The sequence below is a fragment of the Alteromonas sp. ABM1_013 genome, from assembly GCF_056160505.1.
In genome coordinates this window covers 78804-93535 of sequence record NZ_JBSWXH010000007.1, presented here as the reverse complement: position 1 = coordinate 93535, position 14732 = coordinate 78804, and the positions used below count along the sequence as shown (strand labels likewise).

The window sequence follows — 14732 nt, the reverse complement described above, 5'->3', positions numbered from 1 at the left end:
GTGTAGCTATTTGAAGCTAAGAAGAAACGCCTAACTCGCCTCTTCAAACACTTCACAGAACTGCGCGGTGGTAGACACCCACCCGAAAAACGTCTGAATGTTGAAAAGTGAGGCCTCGTGAATATCTGGCGGGCCAGCTTGATATGCCGCATCAGCCAGCACAACACCAAAATATTCCAGGTGAAAGCCATCGCGCAGCGTAGATTCAACACACACATTAGTTGCAATGCCTGTAAACACTAAGTTGCGAATACCATGTGCGCGCAGCATGCTGTCTAAATTAGTATTGTAAAAACCGCTGTAACGGGTTTTCGGAATAACGATGTCGCCATCCTGAGGCTTTAGGGCATCGACAAGCGCGTAATCCCATGTCCCCTTGGCAAGCAAACAGCCCTTTAGCTCTGGTTGTTTACGCATGGTTTTAAGGGCATTAGATTTGTACCAATTCGGCGAACCTGGGCCGCCCGCCTCTTTATAGTCGGCATCCCATCCATTTTGTAAAAACACCACCGGCATACCAGCTGCCCGTGCGGTTTCCAGTACCTTAACGGTATTCTCAATGACTGGTGCCGTGGTGGAAACGTCAAAACCCGCTTTGTCTAAGTAACCATTTTTACTGGCATAAGCATTTTGCAAATCCACCACAATTACGGCAGTTTCCGCAGGGTTTAACGTTAACGGTTCAGGCTTAGCTGGTAGTACGGGCTGCCCTGTTTGGCGCGCTTGAAAGCACCCTGACACTTCAAATATTTCACCGGCTGACATTAGGCGGCTCCCGATGTACTAAGCAAGTGCTGGCGTGATTTCATTAGCGGCTGAATTTTAGTGCCAAAATCGTCCATGCCTTTAAGGAAGTCATCAAAGGTCAGCAACACACCTTCACAGCCTGGCACTGTGGCTATTTCATCAAGCATAGAAGCGACTGATTCATAAGAGCCAACAAGGGTACCCATATTCAGGTTTACCGCTGAGGTTGGATTGGTCATGTCGCGAATGTTGGTGTCTTTGCCTGACTTTTTGTCTGCCGCGCCTTGCGTTGCCATCCAATCTAACGCTGACTGATCTTTACCGTCTTTATAGCTTTCCCATTTAGCCATCGCTGCTTCGTCGGTTTCATCAGCAATGATCATGATAAGTACCGCGGAGCCAACGCTGCGACCTTGCTTTTCAGCGGCTTCGGTCAAGCGCGCAGCGGTAGGCGCAAATGCGGTAGGTGTATTCACACCTTTACCAAAACAGAAGTTATAGTCGGCGTGACGGGCCGAGAAATCCATGCCCGCGGCACTTTGCCCAGCACAAATAAGCGGTATTTTACGCTGTGGTTTAGGTAGCATGCGGCAGTCATCCATTTGGAAATGCTCGCCTTTAAAATCACTTTTCCCTGTTTCCCAAAGCTCTTTCACAACTTTGATGTATTCATCTAAATATTCGTAGCGGTTACCGAAAAATTCATCGCCCGGCCACATGCCCATTTGCGAATATTCAGGGCGTTGCCAGCCAGTAACCAGGTTGACCCCAAAACGTCCGTTAGAAATAGAATCGATAGTACTTGCCATGCGAGCCATGATCGCTGGTGGCAAGACCAACGTTGCAGCTGTGGCATACAGTTGTATTTTTGAAGTAACAGCGGCAAGACCAGCCATCAAGGTAAACGACTCTAAGTTGTAGTCCCAAAACTCTGTTTCACCGCCAAAACCGCGCAACTTGATCATAGAGAGCGCGAAGTCCATATCGTACTTTTCTGCCTTCATTACAATCTCTTTGTTGAGATCGAACGATGGTTTGAACTGAGGCGAATTTTTAGAAATTAACCAGCCGTTGTTACCAATCGGAATAAATACACCTATATCCATGTTGTTCCCTCTGCTTGTCTGCGTTTTAAGCGGTTTACCCCGCTTTTTTTAAGGTTGCCGAATTCAAAACATTGAAGTGGCGGTATACATAGTGAACAGCACAAAGCAGGCCAATTTATTAAACACTTAAATTTCAATAACTTAAATATCTTTAACTTTGAAATTAGACCTATTGGTTCAATTTGGAACATCCAGTCCAGTGCAACTGAACTTAATTGGTGCATATTTGTGCAAATGGGTTTATAGGTTAGAAAACTGCGCGTAAACTATGCGCCAGATTGCAGAAATCCGGTTAAGAAGAATTGAGTAGTGAGTAAATCTGAAGACCAATTAAATACAAAAACAGCAAGAGCATTTAGCCCTACTACCCAGAAACGAAGAGAAAAGGCGCTTCAAGAAAAGCGTAACCGCATTATGGATGCTGCCCTTTCTCTGTTTTCAAAAAACGGTGTAAGCGGCACAACCGTAGAACAAGTATCGGAATTAGCGAATGTATCAAAGAGTAATTTACTGTATTACTTTAAAAGCAAAGATGGCCTTTACTTATCGGTAATCACTCACCTATTAGATGTATGGCTAACGCCGCTACAAAGCTTTTCTGCAGAACAGGAACCCATAGCCACCTTGAGTGAATACATAAAAGTAAAACTTGAAATGTCCCGGGACAATCCGGCCGAATCTAAACTTTTTTGTATGGAAGTGGTACAGGGTGCTCCTCTTCTAATACAGGAATTAGAAACGCCGCTAAAGGCCTTACTCGATGCAAAAAGCGCTGTCATTAACGAGTGGATAAAAGCGGGTAAGTTAAAACCTGTTGACCCCATACACCTAATTTTTAGCATTTGGGCTATTACGCAGCACTACGCAGATTTCAGCGTGCAAATTAAAGCGGTCACCGGCAAAGATTTAAGCGAGCCCAACTTCTTTGATAGCACGCTTAGTAACATTCAGCACATTATTTTAGACGGGCTAAAGCCTTGATAAAAACCTAATCAACCGGGGGAACACTTAATGTGTTTTGTTCAGATAACACCTGCAGTAGGTCGTTATAATTTTTGAGTGAGTACTAAAAGCCCCCTACAAAGGTAATATAGACGAACTGTCTTTTAGAAAATTCTTAAGGCGCTCAACATTGGTGATAGCTATTCCTCCATATCGTTTCTCTATAAGTTGCAAGTCATACAACTTAGTTAGCGACTTATGTGCGGTAAGTACTGTTACTCCCAACCTCTCTGCATAATCGCTTTGCCGCAGGGGTATAACGTCACTTTGTGTCGTCAAATATGACTGGTAAATCAACTTAGCCAACTGAACATAAGTGGGTAAACGTCGAATATCATCTAGCCTTTCTAGCGCCGCGTGAAGCTTTATTGCGAGTGATCGAGAAATAAAGTCAGAGATTACAGGATGCTGGTTTATAAGAGAACGAAAAGCAGGTTCAGGGACCTGTAGTATCTTACATTGCGTTAGCGCTTGTGCGTGGTGGGTTCTGGCAAGTGAAGCATATAGCGTAAATTCTCCAAACGTATCTCCGCGTTGCAGTATGGTGGTAATTTGATAACTGCCGTCTAGTCCATAATTACCTATTTTAACTTCTCCAGACATAACAATAGACAACCCTTTGTTTTTGCTTCCTCTATCGTGAATAGTCGAGGTCGCTGCATAGGTTTTTACCTTTCCAAAGGGTATACAAATATCGAGATAATCATCAGGCATAACCGTCTGCTGTATACCGTGAATGTAAGACATGCTCATTAAATCTATATAAGTATATATTCTGCAATGTTAACGCAATGTAAATTCACACTCAACAATCGTGTGTGGGAGTAATTACTATGAGCTATCAATGGGCAATTTTGGCCGTTTTTGTTACGTTTGCTTTGCTGGAAGCCAAGAGCGGTAAGCTATTTAAAAAAGCTACGGAAGTCAGCGATGATGGAAAAGTAGAGCTTATCGGTACGTTACTATTATTTACCGTAACACAACCTCTGGTTCTCTTTTGCTCTGCCGCAATAATGGGGTTAGCATTCCCCCAATTTCAGGGAGTACTTGCAGATTCCTCTATTCTCTTGCACTTAGCGCTGCTTTTAATATTTGATGACATGATGCAATACTGGTGGCACAGGCTTTCACACTCAACCCGGTTTCTCTACAACTTACATAGAGCCCACCATAACGCTAAATACATGAGTGTTCGTATTATCTACAGAAACAACTTCTTCTATTACTTATTTATGCCGTCATTATGGTTTTCTGGCGCGCTAATCTATATGGGATTGGGCTGGACCTACGCCTTTTATTTAGTGGTTAAGCTTACTGTGATAACTGGCGCTCATGCAGAGTGGAAGTGGGACAAAGTACTGTACAGTATACCTTGGTTACACCCTATTGCTTGGGTGGTTGAGCGCACCATATCAACGCCTTCTACACATAGTGCGCATCATGGATTAAAAGCAGATGACGGCGTGACCAATTACAAAGGTAATTACGGCAACCTATTGTTCTTTTGGGATGTATTATTTGGTACCGCTAAGATAACAAGGCAATATCCTGCGCAATACGGTATTGAGGGTATGTTTTACGCCGACTGGAAAGAACAACTAATTTGGCCGCTGTACAAAACCCCGAGAAAGCCAAAGCAGTTAAAGACTGAGTCTTCCAATAAGGGATTACCTGTGCTTAATTCAGAGCAACTAACAAAGCAACAGGCAGCGAAGACTAGCGCTTAGTATGGCATCAAAAAGTTATGGGGTCAGAGTGATGACTCTGACCCCATAACCTTGTAAGTTCGTGATAAACTTATAACTCAAACTAAGACAGAGCAGCTCCAACATATGAACCAACAACCCAATAACCCGCTTCACGGCTTAACGCTAGAGAAAATCGTAACGCAGCTTCATGAGCGCTACGGCTGGGACGGATTGTACTACCGCATAAAGGTGAACTGCTTTAATAACGACCCTTCAATTAAGTCGTCGCTTAAATTTCTTAGAAAGACCCAGTGGGCGCGAGATAAAGTAGAGCAGCTCTATATTCAAACGTTTAGTGATTAGTCACTGATAAAGTGCGTTTTACAATGCACCATATTTTATTGGGGGTCAGAGTCCTGACTCTGACCCCACTGTTATTTTTTGCTAGGCGTCTTTGTAGAGTGTAGCTATCCACTTCTCTTCATTGATGAAATTCCAGCTCCAGTCGGCCCACTTTTCATCTAGGCCCATCGCTTTTACTTCATCAAGGGTTTTGCCGTCTTGCTTGAGTTTCTTAACGTAGTCAAAGGTTTCGCTGATCATAGCTAAAAATGCGGTGTATTCTTGCTTGTTGCTGATTTCGCCGTGGCCCGGAATGATAATGGTCTCGTCATCTATTTTCGCTAGCAACTGCTCTACCGATTCCATGTAGCCTTCTACATTGCCACCTGCACCTTGGTCAATGTAGGGAAAACGACCATTGAAGAATAAGTCGCCCGTATGCATGACGTTGGGTTGCTCAAACCACACTACGCTATCGCCATCAGTGTGACCTACCGCTAAATGCATTACATGTAAGGTCTCACCATTAAAGTAAATTTTAATGCCATCTTCATAGGTAATGGTTGGCAGGGCTTCCGGTTTTATCTTTTCGTCGTTAGCTAGCCGAACGCGCACATTTTCATGAGCGAGAATGGTGGCACCTTTGTGACTGTGAAAAAATGCATTAGAGCCTGTGTGGTCGCCGTGATAATGAGTGTTTATCACATATTTAGGCTTGTCACTGCCTAACTCACCAAGCTGTGCTGCTATTTTTTCAGCTAGAGGCGCAAATTGATCGTCAATGATCAGTACCCCGTCTTCCCCAGCTGATACGCCAATATTTCCACCTGCGCCTGTAAGCATGTGCACAGAGCCTTTTATCGCGGTTGCCTTTACTTCGACATCGGCGAACCTGTCTTGTGCATTTGCGGGATTAACCGATGAATAAATTAAAGGACTAGCAGCTAAGAACGCAGCTACAATGTGGGTGCTAAAACGAGGGGCAGTTTTCATTATTATTTCCTTGTAAGAAGCCTGTTTAAATAAGACCTCTTACACTATGACCTAATTTCACAATTAGATCATTTTTTCGTCATTAGGGATATCACCCACATAAGCAAAACGAGGAAGTGTCTCTCCGTCTTTTTCCACTGACTCTAAAAACATATCGAGAGGGCGAACCCATAACGCCTTTTCGCCATAACACGGCCGATATACCACTAATTTACTTTCGTCTTCTGAGTGGGTGGCTACTTCGTAAACATCGTATAAATTGCCTTTATAATGCTTGTAACGGCCGGGGGTTTTAAGTTGTATTGAATCCATTGTGACCTTCAAGGTAAGTGTTGCGTCAAAGAATAAGGCGCTAGTGTTAATTAAATTGGCTCAAAAGGCAAAACCAGCTGTTGTGTTGATTGGTCGGCGGCGAGGCCTATATGCACGCCTACAAGACGGATGCCACGCCCTGTTGCGCGTTCAAAAGCTTCCTGCATTAATGTACGAAAATAAGCTTCATCAAGCGTAGCGCAACGATGTTCAACCGTGGTCAGCTGAAAGTCGTTAAACTTAAGCTTTACGCCTTGTGTGCGAATACGCACAGGCTTGCCCGTCCGCTTCTTATGGTTTTCCATTCGCTCCTGAAGCTTTTCAAACAAATGGGGCAAGAAGTCGATGCATTGCTCGATAGTGTGTATATCTTCGCTTAGCGTGCGCTCTACGCCTATAGACTTGCGCTCTCGAGATACTGACAACTCGCGCTCATCGATGCCATGAGCCCGTTCCCATAGCACACTACCGAATTTGCCCAGCTCTTTTTGAATGCGTTCGAAAGGATACTGGCGAACATCGTTACACGTATTCAGCCCCATGCGCTGAAGCTTTTGCATGGTAACTTTGCCTACGCCTGGAATTTTCTTTAGCGGCATTTCGCGTACAAACTCATCAAGTTTATCGGGCGTGATCACGCAAATACCGTCAGGCTTGTTTTCATCGCTGGCTACTTTTGCCACGAATTTGCAGGGCGCGACACCTGCTGAAGCGGTAAGACCTAACTCGCTTTCAATACGAGCACGTATTTCTTCAGCTATTAATGTAGCGCTGCCACCACAAAACTCACTGTTAGTAACATCCAGATAGGCTTCATCTAACGATAGGGGTTCAATAAGGTCGGTATAGTCTGCAAAAATTTTACGTATTTTTTGCGACTCAGCGGCATACACCTCCATGCGCCCTTTTACTAGCGTGAGATTGGGACATAATTTTAGGGCATACGCTGTTGCCATAGCCGAGCGCACACCAAATTTGCGGGCGGGATAATTACAGGTAGAGATAACACCGCGACGGTCGGCACTGCCGCCAATAGCAATGGGAATATCGCGCAAGGCTGGGTTATCGCGCATTTCTACTGCGGCGTAAAAACAATCCATGTCAACGTGGATAATTTTTCGCATTACCTGCCTTTGTTCTTAACGTGCTCACACGAAACTGTATAAAAAGACAGTATATTATCAATAGCGTTTAATTACACTACCTCGTTTTGATAATTAACGAGATTGATTGGTCCTCACTCTTTTGCATGAATGGCTTAAGTTAAAACGCGTGTTTTTTTACAGAACGTTTCCAGAATAAAAGTACTAAACAAAAAGCGGCGACACACCAACATTGATGTGTCGCCGCTCAATTATGTAAACGCCAAAACAAGTATCAAAATTGCCCCAGCAGTTTTACTTAATTCACTCTGCCTAACCAATACATTACCCGAGATGTTGCCATCATCACTTCTAGGCTTCCCTCAGCAGACTTTCTCGCGTGTAGAGAGTGGCTGCGGGCCGGACCAATCAACGCAGGGCTTTTCCAAATACTGATGCCTTCAACCGTCATTTCGCTGAGTTCAGAAGCACCGTAGTAACTCCAATCATTGTCATGCGCCGTTGTCACAAGAAGTGTCTGTTCAGTAGCGGTTGCTGGATTGGCTACCATGTCTACAATAACCTTATTTATCGAAACTTCCGATGTCTTGGTCAAACTGGTGTCAGCTACATCATACATAACTAGAGATTGGTTCTGATTATAACAGGCCAGTTCAGCGGCAGCGTCACTATCAGCATTAATAAAGGTAAGGCGCGCGCAAGAAATATCGGCGCTTGCTTGAATAGAGAAACCTGATGTTGTTGGTTTGAGTAATTGCGTTATGTCGTCGCCTTGAGAAAGCGCCACGTACACATTGCCATTGATCGCGGCAATATCAAAATCACGGAAATATTGAGGCATGGTGTAAGTGGCCAACATAACTTGATTATTCACGTCGACCGCTTTTAATGTGCGACCATCAACATACACTGCATCATCGAAACCATCGTTATTGAAGTCGAATGCCTTGATAACTGAAACATCATTTGAATAATCGCCTGTAATCTCATATTGAATAGAGAAATCATTTAATCGCATTGCAGCGAATGCGCCATCATAGGTTTCTGCACTAGGTAGGAATAAATCACCAGCACCGTCATTGTTGTAATCGGTAGTTACAGCAACACTAGAGTTATCCCAGTTAGAAGAAATCTCTTCACTAGTAATGTAATTCCCTGTGTTCTCCATTAGTAAGACCTTAGAGCCGTCATAACCACTACCCGTGCTTGGCACGAAGAAAACAGCACGTTCGTCACCAGGGTACAAATCTGCCCACCCAGCCGCACTAAAGCTATCTAGTTGATGTGTGGTTGCCGACGTTTTTATTGTTGCAGAAGTGGCTGTGACATCTGCCGTTACGAGTAAATTTTCACCAGAATGTGTAGTACCGGTGCCCCATAACAGTTCGTTAAGGCCATCATTGTCGGCATCGCCAAGGGTCAGCGAGGTCGAACCATGATCAACCATATCAACGCTAAATACTGAAGTGAGCGTGTTACTAGACAGCTTCATGGCGTGGACATTGCCCCATTGGCAGTCCCCTACAAGCAATACAGGATCACTATCGTCAGTCAGTTTTCCTGCGCTAATGTCGCAAGTATTAAAATTCTCAACACTCGTAATTTGAGACTTGTCTTGTGCTGAGTACACATAGATGTAAGACCAACTGTCAGCGCCTACAATTTCATCAATACCGTCGCCATTTATATCGGCAACGGCAATGTGATGACTACCAAATCCTGAGTTCAGAAACCACTGGTTTTCACCAGAATCAAGGTCATAGACCAAACCAGAATTAGTAACCAGCTCTAACTGAGTGTCGGAATCTACATTACCCAGAGCAATTTCATAGGTATCTTCGGCGGTAAACGTAAATAAAGGTGTTTCGGGCGAACTAAGGTCTACCACCACAATATCACTGGCTTCGCCGTAATCACGTGGTGAGTATAGGTAGGCCAATTCATCGTCACCATCATTATCTATGTCACCGAGAACGGCACTATGTATGTAGTTGTCGGTAGTTAAAAGCGTTGTTGCCGTTTCGTCAATGTCGGTAACAACGGATACGCCGTGTTCAGATATCACTAGAATATCGGGGTAATCGTCGTTATCAAAATCGGTACTGAGGACTTGTTTTACTGTTCCACCTTGCTCGATTTTATAGGGGTACATCCAAGTTTGGTTGTAGATGCCGTTTTGATAAGACAGTAAAAATACGCGATTTGCAGAATCGGTGGAGAGAACTTCATTGTCACCGTCGTGGTCGAAATCACCCACTACCATTGAATTGTTCAGTTTAGGCACTTCAATACCCGAGCGAGCTAACTCTTGAACGTCATTATTAGTCACTGAGACATCAGTTTTGACTACTTCGGCACCTTCTTCACCCGTTGAAAAACCAAATTCGTAAAGTTGGGTTTTAAACAACTGATTACTCGGCGCTTGCCAAGAAATCAATCCATCTTCGTTAATGGTAGCGCCTGAAGGCGCTGACACTAAGGTCGGAACCCCTTGATTGTCGCCAAGATCAGGGTCAGACACAATTGCACTAAATTCGATATATTCGCCAGGAGACACCGATTCAGGTAAGTTTTCGAACGCTACTTGTGCCGGTGCATCCGCCAGAGTGATTGAAGTGCGATCTGACTCTACAGTGTTAGCGCTATCAGAGACGACCATAGACACTTCTACTACATCGTTAAATACAGCGCGGTAGGCTGGAAAGGTATCTCCAGTAACGTCTTCTACTAAAACACCGTTGAGATACCAGCGGAAACTGACAGATAAATCTTCGTAATCTGTATCGCTATCATTATAATAACCAGGGCTAACAGTAATGGGTGTCGTCGTGTCCACGTTGTCCCAGGTATAAAAATCAGGTGCATAGACTGTGGGTGGCATGGACATGTCAGCAATAGCGACAAGTGATCTGTCTGCAAGGTTACCACTAATTAAATCATGGCCATCAATTATAAATGTACCTAGGTCGTAGGTACCGTCGTTATCTGTATCTTCTAAATAACGAATAGTGCTTTGTTCGAAAAGTAAGGTTGCAGTTTTATCACCCGCTACTACTACTTCGCCATCGTACATGTATGGCCATAAATACTCAGGGGCCTCTGCTTCGACAGCTAGTTTACCTTTAGAGCCAACATAGAAGTCTAATTCAGCATGGTTAAGGCTTTCATTGGGTGAATAGGATATGTCGTAATTCCCCGTTAATTTATATTGCTCTGCGCCTATAGTGAACGCGACATGTTGACTGGTATCTACGTAATAGCTACTGTTAGTTTCGTTGAAGCCCTCATCGATTGAGACGACGCCAGACAAAGTATAGGGTACACCTTCGATAGTCCATGTCAGACTGTCGAAATACATACTGTATTTCGCAGCGCTATCTGACACGCTTTCAATGGCAATAGCCGTCGACCCAGAAATAGCAACGCCATTGCTATACAACCAACAATTTTGGTAATTCATGGCGATGGTACCTGTCAAGGTATCGGATACTTTGCCGTCATAAGCAACACTACCACCTTGATCACAGGCATACGTGTTTTTAATCGTTCCGCCGTTCACATCATCAGAAAAGTCCTGTTCTGCCAGTTCTGGGACTGTCATAACTGAATCATTAAACAATAAATTGAACGCTTCTTGGACCAGCTCTATGTCCACTTCCGCATTGACTGTTTCGCCTTGGTATTGGGCGTTTGCAATTGCCTTTGCTGCAGTGTTGAGGCGCGATGGAGTGTAGTCTTTAGCGTTTTTGATGATTGATGATGAAGAAACCGGAGTGGAGCCTCCGTTATCCGACACATCAGAGTCCGAACCTCCGCCTCCACATGCGGCTAGGGATAACGCGATTATACTGAAGGTCCCGAGGCGTACACTGCGTGTCATAACTCTTCCTTGATGTTTTATTGTTTATATTAGAATTTTATGAGATGTAAATTTAACCTAAATACAAATGTGGAGCAACGAAATATGGGTAGAGCTAACAAAGTGCTAAAATATTAACGCCTGTTCATGGCTTGTTCGTAAAGATAACGCTCCCTTTAAGTGGTGTCGCCCATGAAGCATCCCCGACAAGTTACATTAGGTTAGCTGTGCAGATTCGACGTAAAATCTCCATCTATCAGATACAAAAAAGCGCTGTCGATGAGTATCAAACAGCGCTTTTATAACTTAAGCCAACGAGAGATTAAGCATTACAAAATTTGGTTTTGCTTCCACTCGTTTAATTTTTTCTGGCGGGCTTCTTCTTTTTCCATACGTGACTTTTTACGATCGCACGGTTCTGGACAGTCACAGGCTTTTTCGATACCTAGTGCTCCTAAGCCGCCACAGCTTCCAGAGATTGATTTTTTCTGAAATAGGTAGCCAACGGCCATAGCCAGTACCATTGTTAGAAAGAAACCAAAAGCAAGAATGAATGTAGACATTGCTACCCCCTAATTATGAACTGTTACCAGTTTATCAAATTCTGGCGATGCATACTCTTCAAATCCGTCATCTGTGCGACGAATGAGGAATACAGCAAGTTGTTCTTGCTCAGCAACCGCTATTGCTTGTTCCCATCCCATCACATTAAATGCAGTAGCTAAACCATCTGACGTCATAGATGAGGGGTGAACAACGGTTACAGAAACCAAGTTGTGTGAGATAGGTTTGCCCGTTGTAGGGTCGATTAGGTGCGAATAACGAACGCCGTCTTCTTCGTAATAATTGCGATAGTCACCCGATGTAGCAACCGCGTTTTCACCTATTGAGACAACTTTTTGAACAGCGCGTTCCGTAGTAACTGGCTTCTCAATGGCAATCAGCCACTCACTGCCGTCGCCGCGTTCGCCTTTCACACGCATTTCACCACCTATTTCTACAAGGTAGTTTTCAATGTTGTGCTTTTCAAGGATCTCCGCCACTTCATCAACGCCAAAACCTTTTGCAATAGTCGATAGGTCGACGTACAACATTGGATGGCTTTTCTTTAAGCCTGTTGGTGTAGTTGATAGTTTCTTATAGCCCACATATTCACGGATATCGTCGATGTCTGCCTGACTTGGCACTTTCTCAGGGCGCTTAGTGGGGCCAAACCCCCATAGGTTAACCAGTGGACCAACGGTCACATCAAGTACACCGCCACTTAGGTTAGCAAGGCGCAAAGCCTCGTTTATCACAGTTAACGTGTCTGGCGACACTGCAAAATTATCGGTGTAACGATATTGATTAAACCTTGATAGTTCTGACGTTGGGTCGTAGGTAGACATCATCTTATTAACGTCAACAAGGCGAGCATCTATTTCAGCTTGTAAGCCTTCTACTGGCGTTTCAGCTACAAGGTATTTCACATTGTAGGTTGTTCCCATAGTCTGCCCTTGAAGGTGCACTACAGGCGTTTTTTCGTCGCTGCAGCTTGCTAGTGCAAGAATACCAATAGCAACAAAAGCGAGAAAAATTCGAATACCAAAACGAATCACATTGTTGTCCTTACTTACATGTAAAAAGCTGTAAAGCTTCTATGTACGTTATTGCGTTAAGCTTAAACAAAAAAGGGGCTTTCGCCCCTTTTTTTAAATTGCTTGTTAGCTTGGTAGCTTAGCCACCGAAGTCATCTAGCATGATGTTCTCGTCCTCAACACCTAAATCTTTAAGCATGTTGATTACGGCCGCGTTCATCATAGGTGGTCCACACATGTAGAACTCACAGTCTTCTGGTGCAGGGTGATCTTTCAAGTAGTTCTCTAGAAGTACTTGGTGAATGAACCCTGTGTAACCTTCCCAGTTGTCCTCTGGTTGAGGATCAGAAAGTGCTACGTGCCACTCGAAGTTATCGTTTTCTGCTGCTAGCTCGTCGAAGTCTTCTGTATAGAACATTTCACGAAGTGAACGTGCACCGTACCAGAAGCTCATCTTACGCTTAGACTTAAGGCGACGAAGCTGATCGAAGATGTGTGAACGCATTGGGGCCATACCAGCACCACCACCTACGAATACCATTTCGTTTTCAGTTTCTTTCGCAAAGAATTCACCGAACGGCCCAGAGATAGTCGCTTTGTCACCTTCTTTCAGGCTCCAAATGTACGATGACATTTTACCCGCAGGCAGGCTTAGGTTATTAGGTGGCGGCGTAGCGATACGCACGTTCAACATAATAATGCCTTCTTCTTCTGGGTAGTTCGCCATTGAGTACGCACGAATCGTTTCTTCGTCTACTTTAGACTCGATGTCGAAGAAGCCAAAACGCTCCCAGTCACCGCGATATTCTTCAGGAATATCGAACTCTTTGTACTTAACGTGGTGCGCTGGCGCTTCAATCTGAATATAACCACCTGCACGGAAAGGTACGCTTTCACCGTTAGGAATTTTAAGCTTAAGTTCTTTGATGAAAGTTGCTTTGTTATCGTTAGAGATAACTTCACAATCCCATTTCTTAACACCAAATACCGACTCTTCCAGCTCAATTTCCATGTCTTGCTTAATAGCAACCTGACATGAAAGACGGCAGCCTTCGCGTGCTTCACCTTTAGTGATGTGGTCTAGTTCAGTTGGAAGAATTTCACCACCACCTGAGTGTACGTCTACACGACACTGACCACATGAGCCACCGCCACCACACGCAGAAGATACGAAGTAACCTGCGTCAGCTAGTGCACCAAGAAGCTTGCCACCCGGTGCAGTTTTGATTGCTTTGTCTGGGTCACCGTTGATAGTGATAGTAACATCACCGCTTGGTACCAATTTAGACTTGGCAAACATGATAATAAATACCAGCGCTAGAACGATGGCAATGAACATGCCTACGCCTAGATATATTTCTACATTATTCATTTATATGCTCCCGAGCTTTCTTACAGCTGAATACCAGTGAATGACTGGAAGCCTAGTGCCATTAGACCCGCGATCATAAATACAGAACCTAGACCACGAACACCATCTGGCATATCAGCATACTTAAGCTTTTCACGTACTGCCGCAAGCAACACAATTGCAATTGCCCAACCAATACCACTTCCTACGCCGTAAACAACACTTTCGGTCAGGTTATATTCACGCTGTACTGCGAACGCTACACCACCGAAGATTGCACAGTTAACGGTAATAAGCGGAAGGAAGATACCTAGTGCGTTATAAAGCGCAGGGAAGAACTTATCTAAGCTCATCTCTAGAATCTGTACCAACGCTGCGATAACACCGATAAACGTTAGGAAGTTAAGGAAGCTTAAGTCAGCTTCAGGGAAACCTGCCCATGCTAATGCGCCTGGAGCAAGAATGTTTACATAAATAATTTGGTTAACCGGAACCGAGATACCTAGTACCACGATAACAGCAACACCAAGACCCATAGCAGTTTTTACTTTCTTAGATACCGCAAGGAAGGTACACATACCTAAGAAAAGTGATAACGCCATGTTCTCAACGAAAATTGAGCGAACAAATAACGACAAATAATGTTCCATGA

14 protein-coding genes are annotated in these 14732 nt (G+C 44.1%); 3 read left to right on the top strand and 11 right to left on the bottom strand.

Annotated features, from left to right (window positions below):
- Positions 1-30 precede the first annotated feature (30 nt).
- Positions 31-765, bottom strand: coding sequence for a pyrimidine utilization protein B (gene rutB / locus ACXAGK_RS19025; RefSeq protein ID WP_474857430.1), 735 nt, complete (start codon positions 763-765; stop codon positions 31-33).
- The gene (rutA, locus tag ACXAGK_RS19020) at positions 765-1853 is read right to left on the bottom strand and encodes a pyrimidine utilization protein A (RefSeq protein WP_474804692.1); all 1089 of its coding nucleotides are present in this window, start codon (positions 1851-1853) and stop codon (positions 765-767) included. Before rutA ends, rutB begins: the two co-directional genes overlap by 1 nt.
- A gap of 309 nt (positions 1854-2162) precedes the next feature.
- Between rutA and rutR the strand changes: the two genes are divergently transcribed.
- The gene (rutR, locus tag ACXAGK_RS19015; RefSeq protein WP_474804690.1) at positions 2163-2834 is read left to right on the top strand and encodes an HTH-type transcriptional regulator RutR; all 672 of its coding nucleotides are present in this window, start codon (positions 2163-2165) and stop codon (positions 2832-2834) included.
- A 96-nt stretch (positions 2835-2930) separates the two neighbouring features.
- Here rutR and ACXAGK_RS19010 read toward each other — a convergent pair whose 3' ends face one another.
- Entirely contained in the window at positions 2931-3602 is a 672-nt protein-coding gene (locus ACXAGK_RS19010; protein WP_474804688.1) for a Crp/Fnr family transcriptional regulator, read from the bottom strand.
- An 86-nt stretch (positions 3603-3688) separates the two neighbouring features.
- Here ACXAGK_RS19010 and ACXAGK_RS19005 point away from each other — a divergent pair, with 86 nt between their 5' ends.
- Both ACXAGK_RS19005 and ACXAGK_RS19000 read left to right on the top strand, forming a co-directional pair.
- Positions 3689-4582 carry a sterol desaturase family protein gene (locus ACXAGK_RS19005; RefSeq protein ID WP_474804686.1) on the top strand — a complete coding sequence of 298 codons (894 nt, stop codon included), beginning with the start codon at positions 3689-3691 and terminating at the stop codon, positions 4580-4582.
- Between the two features lie 105 nt (positions 4583-4687).
- Positions 4688-4906, top strand: coding sequence for a VF530 family protein (locus ACXAGK_RS19000; RefSeq protein WP_071815992.1), 219 nt, complete (start codon positions 4688-4690; stop codon positions 4904-4906).
- Positions 4907-4987: 81 nt separating this feature from the next.
- Here the strand turns inward: ACXAGK_RS19000 and ACXAGK_RS18995 are convergent, their stop codons facing one another.
- The 8 genes from ACXAGK_RS18995 to nqrE all read right to left on the bottom strand — a co-directional run bounded on the left by ACXAGK_RS18995 (position 4988) and on the right by nqrE (position 14730).
- Positions 4988-5878 (bottom strand): MBL fold metallo-hydrolase, encoded by an 891-nt coding sequence (locus ACXAGK_RS18995; RefSeq protein WP_474857429.1) that lies wholly within the window; start codon positions 5876-5878, stop codon positions 4988-4990.
- A 63-nt stretch (positions 5879-5941) separates the two neighbouring features.
- Positions 5942-6190, bottom strand: a complete 249-nt coding sequence (locus ACXAGK_RS18990; protein ID WP_474857428.1) for a DUF1653 domain-containing protein — start codon at positions 6188-6190, stop codon at positions 5942-5944.
- A 50-nt stretch (positions 6191-6240) separates the two neighbouring features.
- A complete protein-coding gene (dinB, locus tag ACXAGK_RS18985) occupies positions 6241-7314 on the bottom strand; it encodes a DNA polymerase IV (protein ID WP_474857427.1) in 1074 nt (357 codons plus the stop codon).
- A 277-nt stretch (positions 7315-7591) separates the two neighbouring features.
- Complete coding sequence (locus tag ACXAGK_RS18980; RefSeq protein ID WP_474857426.1) at positions 7592-11173, bottom strand: FG-GAP repeat domain-containing protein; 3582 nt, start codon at positions 11171-11173, stop codon at positions 7592-7594.
- A 308-nt stretch (positions 11174-11481) separates the two neighbouring features.
- A complete protein-coding gene (gene nqrM, locus ACXAGK_RS18975) occupies positions 11482-11715 on the bottom strand; it encodes a (Na+)-NQR maturation NqrM (protein WP_014950791.1) in 234 nt (77 codons plus the stop codon).
- Between the two features lie 9 nt (positions 11716-11724).
- Positions 11725-12750: an FAD:protein FMN transferase gene (locus tag ACXAGK_RS18970; protein ID WP_474857425.1), complete on the bottom strand. Its 1026-nt coding sequence runs from the start codon at positions 12748-12750 to the stop codon at positions 11725-11727.
- 118 nt (positions 12751-12868) lie between these two features.
- Entirely contained in the window at positions 12869-14101 is a 1233-nt protein-coding gene (gene nqrF / locus ACXAGK_RS18965; protein ID WP_071815998.1) for an NADH:ubiquinone reductase (Na(+)-transporting) subunit F, read from the bottom strand.
- 20 nt (positions 14102-14121) lie between these two features.
- The gene (gene nqrE, locus ACXAGK_RS18960) at positions 14122-14730 is read right to left on the bottom strand and encodes an NADH:ubiquinone reductase (Na(+)-transporting) subunit E (protein ID WP_015068138.1); all 609 of its coding nucleotides are present in this window, start codon (positions 14728-14730) and stop codon (positions 14122-14124) included.
- Between the last annotated feature and the right edge of the window lie 2 nt (positions 14731-14732).

Coding starts and splice junctions, on each gene's coding strand:
- rutB (WP_474857430.1), bottom strand. CDS start 765: ATGTCAGCCGGTGAAATATTTGAAGTGTCAGGGTGCTTTCAAGCGCGC.
- rutA (WP_474804692.1), bottom strand. CDS start 1,853: ATGGATATAGGTGTATTTATTCCGATTGGTAACAACGGCTGGTTAATT.
- ACXAGK_RS19010 (WP_474804688.1), bottom strand. CDS start 3,602: ATGTCTTACATTCACGGTATACAGCAGACGGTTATGCCTGATGATTAT.
- ACXAGK_RS19005 (WP_474804686.1), top strand. CDS start 3,689: ATGAGCTATCAATGGGCAATTTTGGCCGTTTTTGTTACGTTTGCTTTG.
- ACXAGK_RS19000 (WP_071815992.1), top strand. CDS start 4,688: ATGAACCAACAACCCAATAACCCGCTTCACGGCTTAACGCTAGAGAAA.
- ACXAGK_RS18995 (WP_474857429.1), bottom strand. CDS start 5,878: ATGAAAACTGCCCCTCGTTTTAGCACCCACATTGTAGCTGCGTTCTTA.
- ACXAGK_RS18990 (WP_474857428.1), bottom strand. CDS start 6,190: ATGGATTCAATACAACTTAAAACCCCCGGCCGTTACAAGCATTATAAA.
- dinB (WP_474857427.1), bottom strand. CDS start 7,314: ATGCGAAAAATTATCCACGTTGACATGGATTGTTTTTACGCCGCAGTA.
- ACXAGK_RS18980 (WP_474857426.1), bottom strand. CDS start 11,173: ATGACACGCAGTGTACGCCTCGGGACCTTCAGTATAATCGCGTTATCC.
- nqrM (WP_014950791.1), bottom strand. CDS start 11,715: ATGTCTACATTCATTCTTGCTTTTGGTTTCTTTCTAACAATGGTACTG.
- nqrF (WP_071815998.1), bottom strand. CDS start 14,101: ATGAATAATGTAGAAATATATCTAGGCGTAGGCATGTTCATTGCCATC.
- nqrE (WP_015068138.1), bottom strand. CDS start 14,730: ATGGAACATTATTTGTCGTTATTTGTTCGCTCAATTTTCGTTGAGAAC.